21 protein-coding genes and 1 pseudogene (1 of these 22 running past the window's edge) are annotated in these 23,235 nt (G+C 38.2%); 16 read left to right on the top strand and 6 right to left on the bottom strand.

What is annotated here, in order from left to right; genetic code table 11:
- The 4 genes from CJZ72_RS03260 to CJZ72_RS03245 form a co-directional block, all read right to left on the bottom strand.
- Positions 1–55, bottom strand: partial view of a glutathione peroxidase gene (locus CJZ72_RS03260; RefSeq protein ID WP_081134023.1) — the 5' end (the start) only. 416 nt of this gene lie to the left of the window's left edge; only the first 55 of its 471 coding nucleotides appear in the window; the start codon lies at positions 53–55; its stop codon lies beyond the left edge, outside the window.
- A 281-nt stretch (positions 56–336) separates the two neighbouring features.
- On the bottom strand, positions 337–795 hold the full coding sequence (locus CJZ72_RS03255) for an S-ribosylhomocysteine lyase (protein WP_005879048.1): 459 nt from the start codon (positions 793–795) through the stop codon (positions 337–339).
- 132 nt (positions 796–927) lie between these two features.
- Positions 928–2,076: a cystathionine gamma-synthase gene (locus CJZ72_RS03250; protein WP_081134024.1), complete on the bottom strand. Its 1,149-nt coding sequence runs from the start codon at positions 2,074–2,076 to the stop codon at positions 928–930.
- 66 nt (positions 2,077–2,142) lie between these two features.
- A complete protein-coding gene (locus CJZ72_RS03245) occupies positions 2,143–3,060 on the bottom strand; it encodes a PLP-dependent cysteine synthase family protein (protein ID WP_081134025.1) in 918 nt (305 codons plus the stop codon).
- A gap of 366 nt (positions 3,061–3,426) precedes the next feature.
- Here CJZ72_RS03245 and efp point away from each other — a divergent pair, with 366 nt between their 5' ends.
- From efp to CJZ72_RS03190, 11 genes are all read left to right on the top strand, one after another.
- Positions 3,427–3,990 carry an elongation factor P gene (efp, locus tag CJZ72_RS03240; protein WP_005879045.1) on the top strand — a complete coding sequence of 188 codons (564 nt, stop codon included), beginning with the start codon at positions 3,427–3,429 and terminating at the stop codon, positions 3,988–3,990.
- A 549-nt stretch (positions 3,991–4,539) separates the two neighbouring features.
- Positions 4,540–5,178, top strand: coding sequence for a PAQR family membrane homeostasis protein TrhA (gene trhA, locus CJZ72_RS03235; protein ID WP_005879044.1), 639 nt, complete (start codon positions 4,540–4,542; stop codon positions 5,176–5,178).
- A 336-nt stretch (positions 5,179–5,514) separates the two neighbouring features.
- Positions 5,515–6,762 carry a diaminopimelate decarboxylase gene (gene lysA / locus CJZ72_RS03230; RefSeq protein WP_081134026.1) on the top strand — a complete coding sequence of 416 codons (1,248 nt, stop codon included), beginning with the start codon at positions 5,515–5,517 and terminating at the stop codon, positions 6,760–6,762.
- Entirely contained in the window at positions 6,759–7,562 is an 804-nt protein-coding gene (gene dapF / locus CJZ72_RS03225) for a diaminopimelate epimerase (RefSeq protein WP_081134027.1), read from the top strand. The genes lysA and dapF overlap by 4 nt, the downstream gene beginning before the upstream one ends.
- Positions 7,563–8,444 (top strand): 4-hydroxy-tetrahydrodipicolinate synthase, encoded by an 882-nt coding sequence (gene dapA / locus CJZ72_RS03220; RefSeq protein WP_081134028.1) that lies wholly within the window; start codon positions 7,563–7,565, stop codon positions 8,442–8,444.
- Complete coding sequence (gene dapB / locus CJZ72_RS03215; RefSeq protein WP_081134029.1) at positions 8,441–9,145, top strand: 4-hydroxy-tetrahydrodipicolinate reductase; 705 nt, start codon at positions 8,441–8,443, stop codon at positions 9,143–9,145. The genes dapA and dapB overlap by 4 nt, the downstream gene beginning before the upstream one ends.
- Positions 9,146–9,161: 16 nt before the next feature.
- Positions 9,162–9,857: a 2,3,4,5-tetrahydropyridine-2,6-dicarboxylate N-acetyltransferase gene (dapD, locus tag CJZ72_RS03210; protein ID WP_005879039.1), complete on the top strand. Its 696-nt coding sequence runs from the start codon at positions 9,162–9,164 to the stop codon at positions 9,855–9,857.
- A gap of 14 nt (positions 9,858–9,871) precedes the next feature.
- Entirely contained in the window at positions 9,872–10,873 is a 1,002-nt protein-coding gene (locus CJZ72_RS03205; protein ID WP_081134030.1) for an aspartate-semialdehyde dehydrogenase, read from the top strand.
- Positions 10,870–12,219, top strand: a complete 1,350-nt coding sequence (locus tag CJZ72_RS03200) for an aspartate kinase (RefSeq protein ID WP_081134031.1) — start codon at positions 10,870–10,872, stop codon at positions 12,217–12,219. The genes CJZ72_RS03205 and CJZ72_RS03200 overlap by 4 nt, the downstream gene beginning before the upstream one ends.
- A complete protein-coding gene (locus CJZ72_RS03195) occupies positions 12,179–13,279 on the top strand; it encodes a M20 family metallopeptidase (protein WP_081134032.1) in 1,101 nt (366 codons plus the stop codon). Before CJZ72_RS03200 ends, CJZ72_RS03195 begins: the two co-directional genes overlap by 41 nt.
- 27 nt (positions 13,280–13,306) lie before the next feature.
- Complete coding sequence (locus CJZ72_RS03190) at positions 13,307–14,470, top strand: pyridoxal phosphate-dependent aminotransferase (RefSeq protein ID WP_081134033.1); 1,164 nt, start codon at positions 13,307–13,309, stop codon at positions 14,468–14,470.
- 54 nt (positions 14,471–14,524) lie between these two features.
- Here the strand turns inward: CJZ72_RS03190 and CJZ72_RS15215 are convergent.
- Positions 14,525–14,650 (bottom strand): annotated as a pseudogene (locus CJZ72_RS15215) (DUF3788 family protein); the annotation flags it as partial.
- A gap of 204 nt (positions 14,651–14,854) precedes the next feature.
- Between CJZ72_RS15215 and CJZ72_RS03180 the strand changes: the two are divergent.
- A complete protein-coding gene (locus tag CJZ72_RS03180) occupies positions 14,855–16,234 on the top strand; it encodes an FAD-dependent oxidoreductase (RefSeq protein ID WP_081134035.1) in 1,380 nt (459 codons plus the stop codon).
- Between the two features lie 119 nt (positions 16,235–16,353).
- Here the strand turns inward: CJZ72_RS03180 and CJZ72_RS03175 are convergent, their stop codons facing one another.
- Complete coding sequence (locus tag CJZ72_RS03175) at positions 16,354–17,328, bottom strand: AraC family transcriptional regulator (RefSeq protein WP_081134036.1); 975 nt, start codon at positions 17,326–17,328, stop codon at positions 16,354–16,356.
- 146 nt (positions 17,329–17,474) lie between these two features.
- Here CJZ72_RS03175 and CJZ72_RS03170 point away from each other — a divergent pair, with 146 nt between their 5' ends.
- The 4 genes from CJZ72_RS03170 (at position 17,475) to CJZ72_RS03155 (ending at position 23,228) form a co-directional block, all read left to right on the top strand.
- Positions 17,475–18,791, top strand: coding sequence for an MFS transporter (locus tag CJZ72_RS03170; RefSeq protein ID WP_095443613.1), 1,317 nt, complete (start codon positions 17,475–17,477; stop codon positions 18,789–18,791).
- A gap of 11 nt (positions 18,792–18,802) precedes the next feature.
- Entirely contained in the window at positions 18,803–20,782 is a 1,980-nt protein-coding gene (locus CJZ72_RS03165; RefSeq protein WP_095443612.1) for an alpha-L-rhamnosidase-related protein, read from the top strand.
- A 26-nt stretch (positions 20,783–20,808) separates the two neighbouring features.
- A complete protein-coding gene (locus tag CJZ72_RS03160; RefSeq protein ID WP_095443611.1) occupies positions 20,809–22,149 on the top strand; it encodes an MFS transporter in 1,341 nt (446 codons plus the stop codon).
- 101 nt (positions 22,150–22,250) lie between these two features.
- On the top strand, positions 22,251–23,228 hold the full coding sequence (locus tag CJZ72_RS03155; protein WP_081134039.1) for an AraC family transcriptional regulator: 978 nt from the start codon (positions 22,251–22,253) through the stop codon (positions 23,226–23,228).
- Positions 23,229–23,235: the final 7 nt, after the last annotated feature.

Raw genomic sequence — 23,235 nt, 5'->3', positions numbered from 1 at the left:
CTAATGAATAGCTTGTGCCATTTTCTAGTGTGGCGGTAAAGTCATAAATGCTCATCAGTAATTCCTCCTAAGGTATTTCCAAAGTATTATGATTTCTTGCTTCATGAAATGATTAAAAAAAGCCAGACAATCTCGAAAATATTGAAAAGTATCTTCAGATCGTCCGGCTTTTTCAGAGCAAAATAGTCTTACATAATCTCTTAGAATACATAAATTGATTGTGCTCAAATCATACGCTTATTTTGTTTAAATAGCTAGTCCGTTTATTCAATCAAGTGTTTGAATAGCTCGAATATAGTGAATTATCCAGACACATTTTTGTCTAAAACAGGGTGTTTAAGCTTCTACTTCAGACCATTCGTCACGTTTTGCTAAGAATTCGCGTGCTAATGCTTGCGCGCCTTCTAATGTGTGACTAGCAGCCCAGCCACATTGTGTTTCATTACTTGCTGGTACTTCCGTTGCTTCTAGTACGTCGTTCATCGTTTTTTCTAAGATATCTAAAATATCATCATAACTTTCATGGTTTAAAACAGTTAGATAAAACCCTGTTTGGCATCCCATTGGAGACCAGTCAACAATATAGTCCGCATGGTTACGAATCAATTCTGCTGTTAAATGTTCTAAAGAATGTAGACTTGGCATGTCCATGTGTTCTTTGTTTGGTTGTTTGAAACGGACATCATATTTAATGATAACATCCCCATGTTCTCCCGTTTTACGGTCAGCAACTCGGATATAAGGTGCTTTTACTTTTGTGTGATCAAGATTAAAACTTTCAACGTTCATTCTCATGTGTGATTACCCCTAACTATTGTTCATACTAGCTGTTTATGGAAGAAAATAGTGAACATTCCATAATCAAGCTGCTATTTATATAGATTCTAACACTTATTTCTTTTAAGGTGTAGTAATCTGAAATGATTTTTATCTTTTTATTAAGTGTTCGAATGCTTGGGTCAAATCATCTAAAAGATCTTCTCCATATTCGATACCTACTGACAATCGGATCAAGCCATCTTTGATTCCTGCTGCTTCCCGTTTTTCTTTGGGAACAGACACATGGGTCATAACGGAAGGAATTTCGACGAGACTTTCAACGCCTCCCAAGCTTTCGCCTAGGATAAATAATTGTAATGCTTCTACGAAGGGAATTGCTTCTTCATCTTGTTTTAATGTAAAGGAAACCATCCCACTAAATCCACTCATTTGTGCTTGTGCAAGTGTGTGATTTGGATGAGTAGCTAAACCAGGATAATAGACTTTTTCTACTTTAGGGTGGTTTGCTAAAAATTCAGCTACACGAAAGGCATTTTTTTGATGTTCTTCCATACGTACGCCTAAGGTTTTGATTCCCCGTTGCAGTAGCCAACTATCTTGTGGGCCTAACACACCACCTATTGCATTTTGGTAAAAAGCGATGGAGTCAGCTAATTCTTCATTATTGGTAGTGACAAGACCAGCAACGACGTCACTATGTCCACCTAAATATTTTGTACCGCTGTGTAAAACAATATCTGCACCTAAATCAAGAGGTTTCTGGAAATAAGGTGTGGCAAAGGTATTATCAACGATTGTAAGTAAATGATGTTTTCTGGCAATCTCAGCACTTTTTTCAAGGTCAGTGATTTTTAACAATGGATTACTTGGTGACTCTAGGTATAAAGCTTTAGTATTTGGTTGGATAGCATTTTCGATTTGAGTTAAATCACTGGTATTGATGATCGTATACTCTAAGCCATTTTTGGTGAGGACTTTGTCAAACAAGCGGAATGTTCCACCATAGACATCATCCCCTAATAAGAGATGATCACCAGCTTGAAAAAGGGAAAATACGGCATGGATACCGGCTAAGCCGGAAGCAAAAGCAAAGCCTTTTACTCCACCTTCTAAATCAGCAATCAGTTCTTCTAAAGCAAACCGAGTTGGATTACCTGAACGGGAATACTCATAGTGTTTGGGTTTGCCCACACCGTTTTGACGGTAAGTCGAGGTTTGATAGATGGGAACACTGACTGCTCCAGTAGTTGGATCTTCGCTAATTCCACCGTGAATCAATTTTGTTTGAATGTGCATGGTTATTTCCTCCTAAAGTGTATAATTCTTTTATTTGATAACAAGTTAATCTAAAAAAGCATGTTTTTATTCATAGATTCCCTTAGATAGATAACGATCAGCTGTGTCTGGAAAAATCGTTACAACCGTACTTTTCTCTGGTAAACGTTGGACCTCATGTAAAGCAGCAGCAAAAGCAGCCCCACTGGAACTGCCAACCAACAAGCCTTTTTTTTCAGCTAACTGTCTGGTATAGTCGAATCCCTCTTTGTCAGAAATCGTTTCAAAGCGAGTAATCGGAAGTGTTGCAAGAAAAGGTGGAGTGAATTCTACCCCGATCCCTTCAATTGCATGAGCGTGTGGTTCCCCACCGTTTAAAATGGAGCCCTCAGGTTCAACGCCAATTAATTGAATGGCAGGAATCTGTTCTTTCAAATAGCTGGCTGTTCCTGCAAAAGTTCCGCCACTTCCGATACCTGCAACAAAACTAGTGAGTTGATCTCCTAATTCTTGAAGAATTTCTGGACCTAGCGTATGGTAATATGCAGCAGGGTTATCAGGATTTTCAAATTGTAAAGGAAGATAACTGTCAGGTATCGCTTGTGCTAACTCCTTGCTTTTTTCAATCGCACCCAGAATGCCTAACTCGCTCGGTGTATGAATGATGGTAGCGCCTAGTGCTTTCATCACTTGCTGTTTCTCAAGACTGAATTTTTCTGGAACGACAAAAATCGTTTTTAACTGGTAGCTCAATGCGGCAATTGCGAGCCCGATACCGGTGTTACCGGCAGTGGGTTCGATAATGGTCGTATTTTTTGTGATTTTTCCTTTTTTTACGCCAGTCGTAATTAGATACTTTCCTAAGCGATCTTTGATACTTCCTCCAGGATTTAAATTTTCTAATTTGGCATAGATCACTGAATCTTTAGGCATGGGATAATCTTTTTCAGTGAATTTAAAAATGGGCGTTGAACCAATCGCATCTGTAATCGTTGTAATAATCATGAGAACCTCCTAAAAAAATATAAAATAAAAAAGGAGCTGACTATTAAATCAGCTCCTTGAAAATCATCAGATGAGTGTCCATTAAAGGATAAATGTAAATAGAGATACTCAACTATATGAAGGGCTATCAATAGACGTGACGAATAGTATGCTGCTTTTAAGCACCATACAACAGCAACGATTCAATTCTTTATGATTGCTGATAGTCATGTTAGTTCCCTCCAAAAAAAGAATTGAGTTAAAAATAGCATGAAAAAAATCGAAAGTCAAAGACTAAACCTTAAAAAGAGATAATTTCCTAGTTTTATGGCCAGTTGTCTGATACAATAAAGTTGATTATGATTAAGATAAGAAGGAGCAAAAATAATGATCTCAGCAAGTGATTTAAGAGCCGGAATGACATTTGTTCAAGACGGCAAACTAATTAAAGTTTTAGACGCAAGCCACCACAAACCTGGTAAAGGAAATACAGTCATGCGTATGAAATTAAAAGACGTTCGTTCAGGAGCAACTTACGATACGACTTTTAGACCAGAAGAAAAATTTGAAAAAGCACACATCGACACGAAGGCTGTCCAATATTTATACACAATGGACGATACAGCATTCTTCATGGATCTTGAAACATATGAACAATATGAAATTCCAGTTGAAACTGTAGAAGAAGAAATGAAATATATCCTAGAAAATATGGAAGTTAAAATTCAATTCTTCGGTAGTGAAGTGATTGGTGTTCAATTGCCAACAACTGTTGTGTTGCGTGTCGTTGAAACACAACCTTCAATCAAAGGTGCTACTGTTACTGGTTCAGGTAAACCAGCTACAATGGAAACAGGTCTAGTTGTCAACGTTCCTGATTTCGTCGAAGTAGATGAACTACTTGAAATCAATACAGCAGAAGGCACATATTTGAAACGTGCGTCAAAATAATTTTTAACTAAAATCAGGGCTTTTGATGGTATCCAAGGATGGAACTCATCAAAAGTCCTTATTTTTTTTGTGATTCCGTAAGGGGATAGCTCTAGAATCGTTGGATGGAGGATCATTCCAAAATTTTTTTGTCGCTAAAATCGACAATATATTTTGATGAGTGAAATCTCTCGGTAGAGTGGAGATACAATATTAAAGAAAAATCCGCTCGATCCGTAAACTCCTTTTCTCATTAGCTCAATTAAGAGGGCCTTTTTCAAATAGATCTTTTGTGGAGTGGTTATTCGATACATCTAGAGGTATTCTTATTGACTAAATAGGGAGGATCAATCGCGGACTAAAAGAAAATATTCCACGAATAGGAAAAATAGTCTTTATGGAATCACTGTTTTATTTATTTGAGTAATAATTGAAAATGGAAGCGTTTGTGATTGCAATTTTAATGTTTAAGATTTAATATAGTATTGAAAACTAGATGTAAAAGTTTTTATAAACAGTATATAATGGAATTACAGAATAGAGAACTGGTTTGATTGGAGGAAACACGGAATGGAAATAGGATTTAGTCGGAAGTATCATATCGTGAATGAAGTATTGAATGCGGTCACACATGGGATTGCGGCACTAATGAGTATCGTTTGTTTTGATCTTTTGATGGAACGAGCACACACGACACTCGATTATGTCGCATTTATCATCTATGGGAGTTCCCTTTTTCTACTCTTTTTTTCATCGACACTTTTTCATAGTTTGATTTTTACAAAGGCTAAAAAAGTATTTCAAGTATTTGATCACTGTTCGATCTACTTATTGATTGCTGGCACCTATACACCATTTTGTTTGTTGATCGTCCAAGGTCTCTCGGGTGTCTTACTTCTTAGTGTTATTTGGGCAACGGCTGTGGTCGGGATCATTTATAAATGTTTGACATTGACTAAGGCAAGCCAGGTGTCTAAACTATCCACGATTATTTATAATGTCATGGGATGGGGGATCGTGATCGTTCTCCCTAAATTGTACCAATCGATCAATTTAACTGGATTATTACTTTTAGTAGCTGGTGGTTTGGCTTATTCGGTTGGTTCCATTTTTTATAGTATGAAGAGTAAAAAATTCACACATGTCATTTGGCATCTATTCGTTATGTTGGGCGCATCGTTGATGTTTTTAGCGTTATATTTTGGTTAAAAATCTCTTGGATACTCAGTGAAATGACATAAACGGTTAAAAGAAAAATGAAAAATAGAATGAAAAAAAGAACTCAAAAAATAGTTGAGTTCTTTTTTTTATGTATAAAAATGTAAAATCAAATGAGCATATACATTGTTTTCTATTGATTTTTTCTATAGCTTTGTAAATATACAAAAAAACGAATGATTGATGATTTTTCCTGAAAATATTTCAGAATATACTAGACAATTCAGAAAATTTTGTTTAATATTATTCAAATAAAATTTAAATCTCAATCAAAGTTAATTCCAATTTGATGAGAAAAAAATCATTTTTGAAAAGAGGTAATCTTGCATGTCAGAATTAATGATCGGTGAAATTCCTGTAAGTCAATTAGTGGCAAAATATCAGACCCCCCTTTATGTGTATGATGAGAAAAAATTGGAAGATACAATAAAGGCGTTTAAGCAAGGGTTTCAATCAGATCATTTTAAGACCAAGATATTATATGCGTCAAAAGCATTCCAAACAGTTGAGATGTTAAAACTGATTGAAAAATATGATTTAGGCCTAGATGTAGTCAGCGGCGGTGAAATCTATACGGCATTACGAGCGGAGTTTCCAGTAGAAGAGATTTATTTTCATGGGAATAATAAAACACCAGATGAATTGCGTTTTGCTATAGAAAATGGACTCAATCATTTCATTGCGGACAATGAAATGGAAGTGGAGTTATTAGATGCTTTAAGCCAAGAATACAACAAAAAAATCCATGTCATGATCCGGCTAAATGTTGGGATCGAAGCCCACACCCATGAATACATTGTGACTGCTCATATCGATTCTAAATTCGGTATGCTTTATGAAAGTGAAGCTTGCCAAAAGGCATTGAACATCATTCAAGACAGTGAACAGCTTCTCTTGGAAGGGTTTCATGCACATATTGGTTCTCAAATTTTTGAAATGTCTGCATGGTTAGCTGAAATCGATAAACTGGTTAGTTATTTACAGGATTTTGATGACGTTCTTTCATTGAATCTTGGTGGTGGATTTGGCATTCGTTATACAGAAAATGATGCACCATTACCGATCGAAAAATCAGTACAGGAGTTAGTCAGTTATACAGAAGAGGCGTTGAAAAAACAAGGACAAACCATTCAGCAACTGATGATCGAGCCAGGAAGAAGTATTGTGGGTGAGGCAGGGACGACGCTATATACTGTTGGATTTATCAAAGAAACACCACATAAAAAATACTATTTTGTCGATGGCGGGATGACAGACAATATCCGCCCAGCACTTTATCAAGCTGAATATACCTGTGATCTTGCCACAAAGTTGCAGTCTGAAAAAAGCGAAAAGGTAACAGTTGCCGGAAAAATGTGTGAATCTGGGGATGTAGTGATCCAAGAAACCTATTTACCTGTGGCAGAACCAGGCGATATTCTAGCTGTTTATGCAACAGGCGCTTATGGTTACTCCATGAGTAGCAATTACAATAGAGCACTTACTCCAGCAGTGGTGTTTGTCAAAGACGGTGTATCGAAGATCGTGGTGCGCAGACAATCCTACGCAGATTTGTTAAGGAGTGAAGTGTTATGATGATCTACAAATATAATGGTTGCGGCAATGATTTTATTCTGCTTGATTACGATGGTGTCACTGACTATAGCCAATTAGCTATCCAATTGTGTGGCAAAGAAAATTTCGATACAGATGGATTGATTGCCGTGAAAACTGAACCGCTTGAAATGATTTATTACAATAAAGACGGTAGTCGTGCGCCTATGTGTGGGAATGGTATCCGTTGCTTCTCGCGTTATGTTCGCGACCAAGGTATCATTCAAGCATCACAGTTCGATGTACACACATTAGCGGGGATCATCAAAGTCGAAATTTTAAATCAGGATCCTTTTTATTGTGAAGCAATGATTGGCAGCCCAGATTATTCAACGGATAAATTAGCGGTGGAACAGGAAGAACCAATCATTGATCAAGAGTTGACGATTCACCAAAAAGGTATCAAGATCACCAGTTTATTTATGGGGACGATCCATACTGTAGTATTTGTTGAAGATGCACTAGCAGAGTTGACACGTGATGTAGGAGAGCAAATTTGTCATCATCCTTTATTCAAAGAGAAAACGAACGTCAACTTTGTCCAAGTTTTGAATAGTGAGGAACTGATTGTACGTACCTACGAACGGGGCGTTGGTTGGACACTTGCGTGTGGCACAGGTTGTTGTGCAGCTTATGTAGTAGCAAAAGATCATGGTTATCTTTCTGAGCCCAAGGCGACTGTCCACTTGGAACTAGGCGATTTAATTATTTCAGGAGAGAAGCAGATCAAGATGAAGGGGCCAGCTGTTCGGGAATGGTCAAGAGAATGGGAGGAAAATTAAGTGATAGAAGGATCAATCGTGGCGCTGATTACGCCAATGGATGAACAGGGTGAAGTTGATTACGATGGGTTGGAAAGACTAATTACATTTCATCTTTCAGAAAAAACGGATGCTTTACTTGTATTAGGGACAACGGGCGAATCCTCGACACTTTCTTCAGAGGAGGAAGAGGAGATTCTACGGTTCACAGTTGAGAAAGTCAATGGAAAAGTTCCTGTAATCGCAGGAGCCGGAACAAATGCAACAAAAAAAACGATTGAACGTGTGACCCGCTTTGCCGAACTAGGGGCAGATCAAGTCTTAGTGATTACTCCTTACTACAACAAAACAAGTGATGCTGGCTTACTTGCTCATTTTACTGCGATTGCAGATCAATCTCCAGTTCCAATCATCTTATACAATGTACCTTCCAGAACGGGAATGACGATCCCCATCCAAGTTTTAGAAAGGTTAGCAAAACATCCAAAAATCATTGGAATCAAAGAAGCGTCTGGCGATATTTCATATGTAATGGCTGTCGCCCGATTATTGAACGAAACCTTTGTACTTTATAGCGGAAATGACGATATGATCTTACCTGTGTTAAGTGTAGGGGGAAGTGGAGTCATCAGTGTGTGGGCAAACATAAAGCCTAAGCAAGTCCATGATCTGGTCAGTGCCTTTAACAATGGAAATATTGAAAAAGCTCAAGCAATCCAATTAGATGCGCTGCCATTGATCCATGCGTTATTCAGTGAAACCAATCCGATCCCTGTAAAAGCAGCAATGGAGATACTCGGATTACCAGCAGGTCCTTTACGCTTGCCGCTTGTTTCTTTGGCAGAAGAAAAAAAGGAACAGCTTGCACGATTACTAGAACCGAAAGGAAGTGAGAAAGAATGAAAATCGGGGTCATCGGGGATGGCAAAATGGGGAAAAGAATCCAAGAAGTCGTTCAAACTTACGGAGATGAAGCCGTAACACTTACTTCTTCATTAACTGGAACAGAAGCGTTCGTATTTACTGAAGAACCGGAAATCATGATTGACTTCTCTCATCCAGACAACCTAGAGAAGCTGCTTACCTATAGCCTGCAAAAAAAGCTTCCGTTAGTGATTGGCACAACCGGGTATAGCTCGGAACAGTTTCAAAAAATCCAGCAAGCAGGGCAAGACATTCCTGTTTTATATAGTTCGAATTTTTCTTTAGGTGTTTTAGTCATGAATCAGCTAGTCCAACAAGCAACAGCGGCGTTAAAGAACTGGCAGATCGAGTTGATCGAAAAACACCATAGTCAAAAAAAAGATGCTCCCTCTGGTACTGCAAAGACACTGATCGAAAGCATCCAAGAAGTGAGAAAGCTTACCCCAGTCTATAGTTGGGAAAAACAGCCAAGAAATGACGATGAAATCGGCGTCCATAGTATCCGCGTGGGCTCATTACCTGGTGAACATGAAGTATTATTTGCTACGACTGATGAAGTATTGAGTATCAAACATGAGGCTTTTTCAAATCGTATTTTTGCCGATGGAGCGGTAAATGCAGCAATTTGGTTGAAGGATCAACCAGCAGGATGGTATCAATTGAAAGATATGTTAGCGTAAGGGAGTGGATCAGAAAATGGATGCTCAGGAGATTATTCGTTTTATTCAAACTGCGGAGAAAAAAACACCCGTGAAGGTATTTTTAAATGTGACAGAACCAATCACTTTTGGTCAAGCGAAGGTATTCGGACAAGGAAACAGTCAAATCGTATTTGGTGATTATGATGAAATTGCTCCAGTCTTAGAAAAAGAGGCAGATAAAATCCTCGAAATCGAGATTGAACAGACTGCCCGAAATAGTGCAGTCCCATTGCTAGATAGTAAAACGATCAATGCCCGTATTGAGCCAGGGGCGATCATTAGAGATCAGGTGACCATCGGTGATCATGCGGTGATCATGATGGGAGCTGTTATAAACATCGGGGCAGAGATTGGCGAAAAGACAATGATCGATATGGGAGCAATACTAGGAGGCCGAGCAATCGTTGGAAAAAACTGTCATATCGGTGCTGGAGCTGTTTTAGCTGGGGTGATCGAACCAGCTTCAGCTCAACCAGTCATTGTGGAAGATGGTGTACTTGTAGGAGCAAACGCAGTGGTCGTCGAAGGTGTTCGAATCGGCAAAAATGCGGTGGTAGCTGCCGGAGCAGTTGTATTAGAAGACGTAGAACCAGATACGGTCGTTGGAGGAACACCTGCTCGTGTATTGAAAATCAAAGACGACAAAACTAGAGAAAATACTGCATTGATCGATGCACTACGTGAGTTATAGAAAGGATGAGAAACATGCGCAAAATAGATACCTGTGTAGTTGGAGCGACTGGTCTAGTCGGCCAAACAATGTTGAAAGTTTTAGAAGAATATGATTTTCCGGTAGGGCGTCTCAAGCTGTTAGCTTCGAAACGTTCTGCAGGAAGAGTCTGTGTATTTAAGGGGAAAGAATATACAGTCGAAGAACTGACTAAGACTTCATTTGAAGGGTATGGTTTAGCGCTATTTTCAGCTGGAGCAGGAGTTTCTCAAACTTTTGGTCCCATTGCACGAGAACAAGGGTTGGTCGTAATAGATAATTCTTCAGCTTGGCGAGAAGACCCAGAGATCCCATTGATCGTACCAGAAGTAAACTTAGAAGATCATCGCTTGAACAAGTTGATTGCTAATCCCAATTGTTCAACGATCCAATCTGTTTTACCTTTAAAAGCACTACAACAAACGTTTGGTATTACGCGAGTGAACTATTCGACTTATCAAGCAGTGTCAGGTTCTGGTCAAAAAGGGATCGAAGATTTACATCGGACACAAAAAGGAGAAGAACCTCTTCTTTATCCTTATGACATTAGTCAAACTGCTCTGCCAGAAATTGATGTGGCGTTAGAAAATGGATATACCAAAGAAGAACAGAAAATGATCAACGAAACCCGAAAAATCCTACACCAACCGGATCTTCCAGTTTCAGCTACCTGTGTGCGGGTGCCTATTGAAACAGGACATGGTGTTTCGATTGCGGTTGAACTGGAAAAAGACTTTACACTTGCTGAAGTTCGCCAATGCCTACAGAATTTTTCGGGTATAAAAGTCATTGATGATTTACCCGCTCACCGTTATCCCACAAGCATTTTAGCGAAAGGGACAGATGAGGTCTATGTGGGGAGAATACGTCAGGATATGGCATCAGAAAATGGCCTTCTTCTTTATACCGTAGCCGATAACATCCGAAAAGGTGCAGCTGCGAATGCTGTTCAGATTGCTAAAGCACTGCTAACGGAAATGACGGAGGGGCAGGAATGAAAGTAGCTAAATTTGGTGGTTCGTCGATGTCCAACGAAGAACAATTTAGAAAAGTAAAATCAATCATTCTATCTGATCCAAAAAGAGAAGTAATCGTGGTTTCTGCTTTAGGGAAGCGAACGAATGAAGATGACAAAGTAACTGATCTATTGTATTTGATCCATGCGTATCTCCAACATGATGTGGATTGGACGCCACTTTGGAAACGAATCTGTGATCGTTTTATTCAGGTAAGAGATCTATTAGAGTTGACTTTTCCGATTGAAAAAGAGTTGTCTGCGATCCAGACAAGGTTGCAGAATGAAAAAGTTTCTCAAGATTATCTGGTTAGTCGTGGAGAGTATCTGACAGCACAGCTAATGGCAGAATATCTCCATTACACATTTGTAGATGCAAAAGAAGTGATCTTCTTTGATTATGAAGGAGAAATCGACTACGAAAAAACGACTCAGGCAGTTCGTTCATTTTATGAACAGCAAACGACCCTAGTGGTTCCAGGTTTTTATGGGGCAAATCCATTTGGAAAAGAAAAACTATTGGGGCGTGGCGGAAGTGATATCACAGGAGCTGTGTTGGCTAAAGCATTGGATGCTGAAAGCTATGAGAATTGGACAGACGTCTCGGGAATCATGATGGCAGATCCGCGAATCATCGATTCTCCGAAAGTCATTGAAGAAATTTCTTTTAGAGAATTAAGAGAAATGGCGTATATGGGAGCAAACGTCTTACATGAAGCAGCTGTTTTTCCAGTTCAGGAAGCAGATATTCCGATCCAAATCAAAAACACCAATGAACCAGAAGCCAAAGGAACAAGGATATCCAACCATGAAGTAGAGAAAGAAAATGGGCTGACAGGGATTGCAGGACGTAAAGATTTTCTTTCGATTACTCTATTCAAGAGACATATGTCAGATGAAATCGGCTTTATCTGGAAGGCGATGAGCATCTTTGCCAACTATGGTATCTCGATTGAGCATATCCCATCTGGAATCGATAATATCGGTGTTGTTGTATCTGCTGAAGCAATCGCCGATAAATTGTTTTTGATCACAAAAGAACTAAAAGAAAAATTAGGGGTAGAAGAAATCGAAATCATTGATGAATTGGCTTTGATTTCCGTTGTCGGAGGACCGCATAAAGAGTTGATCGGATTATCAGGGAAAGTATTATCGATCTTGAATCAACTGGGTATCCGCACATCGATTTTATCGCAAGGGGCACAGGAATTGAACCTGATCATTGGAGTCGCAAACGATCAGTATGAAACAGTGGTAAAAGGAATTTATGAAGGGATGGTGACCGCTCATGTTAGCGAAACATCGGATGGCATTACATCAAATTCCTGAAATCGGTTTTCATGAATTCAAAACAAAAAAATATCTGTACGAACAGGTCAAAAATAGCGGAGGTGTGCTCCATGAAATTGGAGAAACAGGATTGCTGCTTTATTTTGACAATCATCAACAAGAAACGATTGCCTTTCGTACAGATATCGACGCATTACCCATCAAAGAAGAAACGGATCTGCCATTTGCTTCGACGCATGAAGGATTCATGCATGCATGTGGGCATGATGGACATATGGCAATGTTATTGGGGTTAACAGACTATGTGTCACAACATGTGGATGAATTATTGTACAACGTTGTGTTGATTTTCCAACCTTCAGAAGAAATTTCAGGGGGAGCAGAAAGTGTGATCCAAACTGGGTTACTGGATCATTATCAAGTTAAAGCAATCTTTGGCTTTCATCTATGGCCGGGATTACCGGAAGGAGAAGTGTATTCACGAGCGGGTGCTTTCATGGCTCAAAGCAGTGAAACAGATATTATCATCAAAGGAAAGTCCGCACATATTGCTTCCAGTGAGAAGGGCATCGATAGTATTGAAAATGCCGTACGTTTCATGAAAGAAGTGTATGATTTTGATCAGAGCTTGCCTGCGGATCTCTATCATTTGCTGAAATTCGGACAAATAACCGGGGGAACCATCCGTAATGTGCTTGCAAATGAAGTGGTCATTTCTGGAAGTATCCGTTCTTACAGTCGAAAAACACAACGCTTTTTAAAAGATCAATTAGCTGATTTAGCCGAAAATTTTCAAAAAAAATCAAATGTGGCAATCCATTTCCGTTATAATGATGGATATCCAGCTGTTAACAATGATGCAAAATTGTATGCAGCATTAGCCCATTCAGAAAAATTGCATGAGCTTGAGAAGCCAGTTTTACAGGCAGAAGATTTTGGTGTATATACCGAAAAATACCCTTGTGTGTTTTTCTTTCTAGGGGTAGGAGATACACCAGCACTTCATGATGCTCAGTTTGATTTCAATATGGCAGTTTTAGAAAAAGGTGTGGCTTGGTATAAAACGATTCTTGAAACAAAGGAACTATTGACCAAGTAGCAACAGCGACAAAGAGGAGAGAACCAAATGAATATGACCAACCGCTTTAATCCGCGACTTAAGACCGTGGAAATTTCAAAAATCAGAAATTTCGATCAACAAATTTCTTCGATCCCTGGTATCATCAAACTGACTTTAGGTGAACCGGATTTTTCTACACCCGAACATGTGAAACAAGCCGGTATCACTGCAATTGAAGAAAATTATTCACACTACACTGGAATGAGAGGACTGCCAGAACTTTGTGAAGCAGCGTGTGCATTTCAGAAAAAACGTTACGGTTTGGACTATGATCCCCAAACAGAAGTATTGACGACTGTGGGAGCTACTGAAGCGATCGCAGCTTCCTTGTTAGCCGTCTTAGAAGAAGGCGATAAGGTGTTGATACCAGCACCGGCTTATCCAGGATATAAACCAATGGTCGATCTAGCAGGAGCGGAATTGATCACGTTAGATACATCAGAAACGGGTTTTATCTGCCAACCAGAACAGTTAGAGGCAGCATTTGAAACTTATGGTGAGTCGATCAAAGCAATCATTTTGAATTACCCTAGTAATCCAACAGGAACATTATTATCTGCGGAACAAATGATCAAACTAGCTGAAGTAATCAAACAACATCCAGTATTCGTCATTAGTGACGAAGTGTATTCAGAATTGAATTATGTGGGTGACCATGTTTCGATGGCGACATATCTACCAGAACAGACTATCGTCATCAATGGGCTATCTAAATCTCATGCGATGACTGGTTGGCGAATTGGCTTCATCTTCGCTCAAAAATATTTGATCGATGAAATCATCAAAGTCCATCAATACCTTGTTACTTCTGCTACAACAAATTCGCAAAAAGCAGCGGTTGAAGCCTTAACAGCAGGAATGAATGACGGGGCAAAAATGAAAGAACGCTACGTGGAGAGAAGAGATTATCTTTTAAAAGAACTGACTCCGTTAGGGTTTCATATTTCACAACCAGATGGTGCATTTTACTTATTTTGTAAGTTGCCAGAAACAATTACGCTTAATTCTTGGGATTTTTGTTTGCAATTGGCAGAAAAAGGGAAAGTGGCTTGTATTCCAGGTTCTGCATTTGGTCCAGAAGGAGAAGGCTTTATCCGGATTTCTTACGCCAGCAGTATGGCTCAACTAGAAGAAGCTTGCCGACGTATCCGTACTTTTTTAGGTAAATAATCTACCAAGTAAAGAGCGTGGGACAAAACTAAAAATCAGTTTTGCCACAGACTCTCGAATAAACGGTGGGAGCAGAAGCAACTCCTTCGGAAATAAGCCGAAATTCACAAAAATTTGAAAAGCAATTTTCGTTAATTTCTTCTTATTTCTCGGAGTTAAACACTTCTGTCCCAACCTCAACCTCCGTTGATCGTAAAATCGTCTTGATTTTAGGATCAACGGGTTATTTGCGTTTACCACTACTAGATCGGGGTCCTCGACGTACTAAATGTTTTTTTTATTGAGTTTCATGTGGAACGCATTTCTTTTGATTTATAAAAAACGGAGTGTTATGTTTGAATTGTTTAGAATAATTCTAAATAATTGGACAAGGAGGTTTCATCAATGGAAAAAACTAAAGTTATCATTGTCGGTGCATCACACGGAGGACATCAATCAATCTTAGAATTGTTATCTAGGTATGGTGAAGATGTCGATATTACTTTATTTGAAGCGGGAGATTACGTTTCATTCATGTCATGTGGAATGGAATTATATTTAGAAGATCAAGTAACAGATGTCAATGACGTACGAAATTTCAGACCAGAAAACTTTCCACAATCAAATGTTCATATTTTAAACAATCATCAAGTGACAGCAATCAATGCAGATAAAAAAACTGTGTCAGTTGTTCGTTCATCAGATGATCAAACAAAAGACTATGCATACGATAAATTGATTTTAAGCTCAGGTGTGACACCAAATTCATTGCCTGTTCCAGGAACTGATTTAGAAAACGTATACTTAATGCGTGGCTACGATTGGGCAACGAAAATCAAAGCAAAATTAACTGATCCGAACGTGAAGAAAGTTGCGGTAATCGGTGCTGGCTATATCGGGATCGAAGCAGCAGAAGCTTTTTGTAAAGCAGGCAAAGAAGTGACTCTATTAGATGTGATTGATCGTCCATTAGGCACTTATTTAGATAAAGAAATGACAGATATTTTAGAAGACCATCTAAAAGAAAAAGGAATCAACGTGGTAACTGGAGCGAAAATCAATGCGTTTACTGGTGAAGGTCAAGTAGCTGCTATCCAGACAGAACAAGCAGAGATCGCCACAGACCTCGTCATTCAAGCAGCTGGTGTCAAAGCCAATACGGAGTGGTTAAAAGGAGTAGTCGATCTAGACGAGCGTGGATGGATCATTACGGACGAGTATCTTCAAACAAATCTGTCAGATGTTTATGCAGTTGGAGATGCAACATTGGCTTACTCTGTTCCTGCACGTACAAAAATGCCAATTGCTTTAGCAACAGTAGCAAGAAGAGAAGCCCGTTATGTCGTTCAGCATTTGTTTGAAAAAGTGCCAAACAAACCGTTTGGTGGCGTTGTTGGCTCCTCTGCATTAAGTGTATTTGATTATCATTTTGCTGCTAGCGGATTGAATAGTTTTACAGCATCAAAAGCAGGAGTCGCTATCCGTTCTTCTTATTATGAAGACACCTTACGTCCAAAATATGTTCCTGAAAAATTTGGCAATCCAAAAGTATCTGTCCAATTGTTCTTTGATCCTATGACACATCAAATCCTTGGTGGTGCCGTCTTATCCACTTATGATATCACAGCTCAAGGAAACGTTTTGGCTTTGGCTATCCAACAAAAACTAACGATCGAGGATCTAGCGGAAGCAGATTTCTTCTTCCAACCAGGTTTTGATCGCCAATGGAGCGTGCTTAATTTAGCAGCCCAACAAGCATTAGGAGAAGAACCATTTGTTGAGTAGCTTAAAAAGTTAGATTTTTTTCAAAGAAGCGCATTCAACAAAAAAAGTACAGAAGTTGCTAGACTTCAAGAACTACGAAGAGATTTTTAATTGAGGAAGAGGATGAGACAAGAGTGAGGTCACTTTTGTTTCATCCTCATTTGTTTTCTAAAAAAATCGGGAGTTTGACCAGTTTCTTTTTTAAATAGTTTGAAAATAGAGGGAACGCTTTTATATCCGATTTTCAGGGCAATTGTGCTTAAACTATCTTCGGTTTCGTTCATGAGCCGTTTTGCTTCGGATAACCTTTTTTGATCAATAAGTTCTTGAAAACTACTCCCTGTTTTATCTTTAAGCAGATTACTCAAATAGTTTTTATTATAACCAAAAGTTTCACCTAATTTTTCTAAGGTAATATCTGTATAGTGATTGTTCAGGTGCTGAAGAATTTGGATCAATGGTTCATTTTTTGTTACGTTCTTATTTGTTGCCAAGACAGGTGCTTGGGTGCTTTCAACCATCAAGGCAGAAAACAAGAGGTTTCTCAGTAATGGGTTGGTTGTATTATCTGTTTGTTTGATTGTTAAAATCAGGCTTTCAATGATCTTTTTTGCTAATAACTGTTCAGACAAATCAAGTAAAATATAATTTGTGTGTGCTTCATCTCTATGAGGTGAGTGAAAGAAAAAATCGGTAATCAAATTTGTTGATTGAGGTAGATTAGGGAGTAACTCACTTTGCACAGAAGCAGAATCAATCAAAAAATTTATGAGGATATCTTCTTGTCCTACATAATCAATCTGTTGGATGACTTTTCTATCCAGCAAGAGTAAGTTTCCTTTTTTTAAGTGAAAGGTTTCGCCATTTAAGCGTTGCGTACAATTTCCATTGAACATATAATTCAACTCAATAAAATGATGGGTATGTGCAGGTGTGTAAGAATACCTTGCGTGTTTGGTGACAGCAATATTGCTCACTTGAAAAAAATCAGCTTTAGGAATTTCTGGAACTATCGAACGATGGTAATTCAAATTCATTGTATTGATGTTCTTTCCAGTCAATTTTTGCAATTTCTCTACTTCTGTTTCTTGAAATAATTCTTTTTTCCAGTCCATCCATCCTCCTATATTTATTAGAACTCTCGTTTAATTTACCACAAAAACCTGTAGATTTGATATAAACATTCTAGATTTTAGAAATTGTTTCCCTCTTATGAAAACGGTTAATATAAATGTGTGGAATGAAGGGGGAGACAAAATCAATGAGAAAAATAGGATCAAAGAATTCATTGACTAAAGAATATAGCCAATTAGCAACGGCTGCTGGAATAGGTTCAATGTTAGGATCAGGATGTATTGTCGGATTGTCCGCAACGATTCCAATTTGGCAGAAAGGGTTAGAACTATCAACGGCACAAGTTGGTTTTATCTCTGGAGGCTTAACTTTCGCTATTGCTTTTGGGTCATTGTTTGCTGGAAAGCTATCGAAAGGAATGGGTCTATTTAAAGCATTTAATTGGATCAATTTGTTTTATGCCATTGGCTCTGCCATTTGTATTTTTTCAGTAGATTTTTACACTTTACTAAGTGGCGTGTTGATTATGGGGTTAGCTTCCGGGGCGGATCTACCCATCAGTTTGACTGTTGTTTCTCATGATGCACCTGATGAGAAGACTTCAGCAGAACTAGTATCTGCTACACAGATTTTTTGGCAAGTCGGTATTTTTATTTCTTATATTTGTTCTTTTTTACTGTCAGGGATCAGTGGTGTCTTAGGCGCTAGGATCGTTTTCTGCATATTATGTGTTTTTGCTATCATCACTTGGTTATGGCGGACATTTTCACAGAAGTTCAAATACTTCCATTTAGAAGGAATCAAACGGCAAAAGGAAATAAAAAACGAGGCTACACAAGCTCAAACAGTTTCAATAAAATCGGTATTATTTGGGCAACAAAAGGATAAATATTTGAAATTCTTTCTAGCAATTCTTTTGTTTTATGTTTGTTGGAATTTGTTAGCGAATACATGGGGACAGTTCCAAACATACGCACTGACGAATGCGGGTGCTAGCCAAACACAAGCAACGGGGCTAGGAATTGTTTTAAATATCATTTCATTATGCACTACGATCTTATTTGCTTCAGTATCAGGAGGCAAGTATCGGAACAAGGCATTTTTTGTAGGGGCTATCGTTCAATTTGGCGCAATGCTCGGAATGGCATTGATTGGTGGAGGAGCTGGTTTTATCGCACTAGCTGTGACAATTGGATTTTATAATTTCGGTAATCCAATGGCAGGCGAGGCGATTTACAAAGTTTGGACACAAGAATCATTTCCAACGGAAGTTCGTGCTTCAATCCAGGGATTTATCAATGGTTTTTCTCGACTTTGCTGTGGATTATTCGCATTTATCACTCCTTTCTTAGTAGCACCTGGAAAAATTCAGACGTCCATGTATAGATTTGCAGGAATCGTAGTGGTTGCAACTATGGCGGGTATCTTCATGATGAGAACTCAGAAGAAAGAAGATAAGAAGGAAAACAGAGAACAAGGATCGTTGAACGCAAAAAGAGCATAGGAGTGAGGAAAATGATCGAAAACAATCAAGCAAGATGGTTATGGTATCCAGGCGATTTTGAAATACGACAAGGGTTACTACAAAATTTTTCGAGAGAAGAACGAGGTTATGATTGGCCAGCATATTGGAACATGGACGATTGCCATAGAAATGTGAAATTCAAACGTTATTATGAATTATCAGAAGAGACTTCTTTTATTGTTTATGCAACGGGTATCGGCTATGCAGAAGTCTATGGGAAAAAATATTCTCTAGGTAAAGAAATTACATGCCAACCAGGAAAAAATAAAATACGTGTATTTATAGGAAATACAGAAGGGTTACCTGCTGTTTTTATTGAGGGAGAAATAATCAAAAGTGATCTAGGGTGGGTAGCAAGTAATTTTATTGATGAGTCACCTGCTGGATGGAGTTCTTTGTATTTAACAAAAGACCATGATCCAAACCGTGTCTACTATGAATGTAAAGTAGTTTCAGCAGTTTCACAAGTTGAAAGACAGGGTGGGGTTCTAATCGACTATGGAAGAGCAATCTTTGGCACACTGGCCATTAACAAATTAGCTGTAAATGAACCTGTGACCATTTGCTATGGAGAATCAGAATCGGAAGCCTTGGACATCGAGATGTGTTATTACAAAGAAAACCAAGCAACAAGTAAAACGGTCCCAAGAAAACGCGCGTTTCGTTACTTGTTTATTCCAAATGTCACAAGTGAACAAGTTTCGATTGATGCAATACATGAGTATCTTCCATTACAAAATAAGGCGACTTTCCATTCAAATGACGAATTGTTGAATAAGATATGGTCTATTTCAGTTGAAACATTTACTTTGTGTAGTGGCTTATTCTTTATTGATGGAATCAAAAGAGACCGTTGGATCTGGTCAGGCGATGCGTATCAAAGCTATTTTATTAACCAATATCTCTTTTTTGATGAAGAGATCAATACACGAACGATGTTAGCTTTGCGTGGACAAAATGAGATGAAGCAACACATGAATACAATTGTTGACTACTCGATCTTGTGGGTTATAGCAATTGAAAATCACTATATGATGTCTGGAGACAAGACTTTCTTGAAACAGATTTATCCTAAAATGCAATCAATGATGAGTTATTTAGAAGCACAAACGAATCAACTTGGATTTATTTATGGGCGAAAGAAAGATTGGCTGTTCATTGATTGGAGTGAAATGGATCGTGAAGGGACATTAGCTGCTGAACAAATTTTACTACTCAAAGCCTATCAAACGATGCAACATTGTGCAGATATCTTGGGTGAAGAAAATGGCTACACAGAAAAATATGAACAATTAAAAGAAAATGTCATGACTTATTTTTGGGATAACGACAAACAGGCATTTATTGATTCCTACGAATCAGGAAACCGAAACGTGACTCGCCACGCCAATATCTTTGCTATTTTATTTGACTTAGTAGATCAAGAAAAGAAAGAACAAATTTTAGAGAATGTGTTGTTAAATGACGAAATCACTGAAATTACAACGCCGTATTTTAAATTCTTTGAACAAGATGCGCTTTGTAAAATGGGGCAAACAAATCAGGTATATCAAATCATGTGTGATTACTGGGGCGGAATGGTCGAAAAGAATGCTGTGACTTTCTGGGAAGAATATATTCCAGAGGAAAAGGGCGATGCAATTTATGAGATGTATGGGGATCCTTTTGGAAAAAGTCTATGTCATGCTTGGGGAGCAAGTCCAATCTATTTATTAGGCCGGTATTTTGCAGGGATCAAACCAACATCTCCAGGCTATCAGACATTTGCCGTTGAGCCGAAACTAGATACATTTACTACTTTAGATGTACAGTTTCCAATCAAAAACGGACTAGTGAAAATCAAAAAAGAAGAGACACAGTTGATTGTTAGTGCTACGAAAACGGGAGGCATACTGAAATTTGATGGTAAAGAATATCCATTAGAAGTAGCAAAAGAATGTGTCGTGATGTTAGAGCCAGAGACGATCTGAGGAAGATTTAAGATGAGGTGGACAAAATGCAACGTACAAAAATCAGCCGACTTGAGAAAGTAGGATTTGCATTAACGAATTTAGGGAATATTCCGATCATGACATTGCTAAATACGTATCTTTTGATTTTTTATACAGATGTGATTGGTATAGCGCCTGCCACGGTTAGTACACTTTTCTTAGTTTCAAGATTACTTGATGGAATTAGTGATCCACTCATAGGCTTCTTTATTGATCGCTTTCCAACAACTAAATTTGGAAAATATCGACCTATTCTTATTATCGGAACGATGATCTGCTGTATCAATTATCTACTTGTCTGGTTTTCTCCACTTCTTTTTACGAGTCATAAAATCATTGCAATCAGTCTTTCTTACATTTTACTAGGTGTTACCTTTGACTTGATGGATATTCCTTTGAATAGTCTGCTTCCAGTTTTAACGAATCAAGAAAATGAGCGTAACATTCTTTCCTCAATAAAAGGAATTGCTTATACCGTTGGGCCAACACTTTTAAATGTGATTGCACCATTATTGCTTTCAATATATAGTGATGGCATTTCTGGTTACCTGGTGTTGATTACCGGTGCAGTGATCGTCGTTTTATTCTTTACGATAATAGGTACACTCGCCTTAAAAGAAAGAGTGAATAAAGAAGTTGTGGATTCCGTAAAGGAAAAAAACTATTCTTTCAAAGAAGTTCGGAACATTTTGAAGATCCGCCCGGTTGCAATCCTTTTTGTCAGCATGCTTTTTATTACAGCAGCAAGTAATATCTTCAATGGTTCACTGTTGTATTATCTAAATTATATGTTAAAGGATCCACGTTTACTAAGCGTTGCCAGTCTTGTTGGGCTCTTTGGCGCTTTAGGTGCAGGAATGATCGTACCTAAAGTTTCAAGAAAGCTAGGAAAGAAAAATCTATATACCTGTGCATTAGTGCTACTTAGTATAGCAATGGTATGTTTGATCAGTTTTCACGAGTCAAAAGTGATTTTTCTAATCGCATACGTTATGGTCCAAATAGGACTCGGTTTGACAAATACACTTCAATACAGTTTGTCAGCAGATAATGTAGAACTTATAAGGAAAGAATTGAGGATCGAATCGGCTGCTCTCATGGCCTCCTTCAATTCTCTGATCATGAAATTTGCAATGGCAGTGGGAGGAGCAGTACCTGGTCTGATTTTGACTTACACTGGATATGTCGCAAATAAAGAACAGATTGCCAGTGCTTCGATGGGAATTATTCTCACAACGTTTATTGTACCCTTGATATTGTATCTATGTACTGCGGCTATCTTTTATCTCGGATATTCTCCCTATCTATTCGCAAGAGTATCCAAAAAAAAATCTTCACTGGGTTAGGAAGTTCTTCTTTTAGCTTTTGGATGTTAGAAGTATAAGAAAAAATTTTATTGCCATCGGCATCGCTATCGTGGAAAATAGAATCCAGGGAGGCGGTGCCGATGTTTACATTTATCCAGTTAAAAGAATATCTGATGACAGATAATGAAATTGAGTGTCAACAGCGTCTAGATGGTAAAAATATCAACGACCAACATCTTCCTTATGAAGAAGTAGCAGTACCTAAAATGCCAAAAAAACAATTTTTCTCTGAAGGAAATATTTTTATCAATAAGCATCATCGCTACGCAGAAATGCCTGCACACACCCATGAATTTGTGGAATTTAATTATATGTTATCTGGTTCTTGTGTGCAGTATGTAAACGATAAAAAAATTGTGTTATCTGAGGGCGAGCTGTTGTTATTAGATAAAGAAATCGTTCAACGGATCGATCCATTGAATGAGGATGATCTTTTGATCAACGTTTTGTTAAAAGAAGAATCGATCACCACAGAAATTGTCATGAATATGGTGAAATCGCGTGGACTTGTGAATGAATTTTTACTAAATGCTTCACAAAAAGGGGGAAAACACGATGCGTTTATCCACTTTCATTGTGGGGATAACACAGAAGTGCAAGTTCTGTTGCATAAGATGATTATAGAATACTATAATAAACAAGATTATTATATGCGCGCACTCAATTTATTGTTGTCTTTATTATTGATCGAATTGACGCGTGATCTAGAAGAAGAGTACGTAAGTAATCGTGAAAATCATGAATTAATTGCTATTTTGCGCTATATCGATAGTCACTTTAGACATTTGACCTTACAAGAATTGGCAAGACATTTTGGGTATAATGCGAATTATTTGAGTAATAAACTAAAAAAAGAAACTGGCAGTTCTTTTCAGGAGTTAGTCAACTCGTTACGCTATAAAACAACGATCGAATTGATGAGAGAAACGGATAAAAGTTTTGAAGATATCTCATACGAGATTGGGTTTGAAACAATTGCTTCCCTTTATAAATTAGTCGGAAAGTATACAGATCTAACGCCCAAAGAATTGCAGAAACGCCTTTTAAAGAAACAGTAAGTTATAA

Source organism: Enterococcus durans, from assembly GCF_002277935.1.
GTDB lineage: Bacteria > Bacillota > Bacilli > Lactobacillales > Enterococcaceae > Enterococcus_B > Enterococcus_B durans.
Note: the sequence above shows the minus strand (reverse complement) of the source record. Positions and strands in the feature narration are given on the sequence as shown.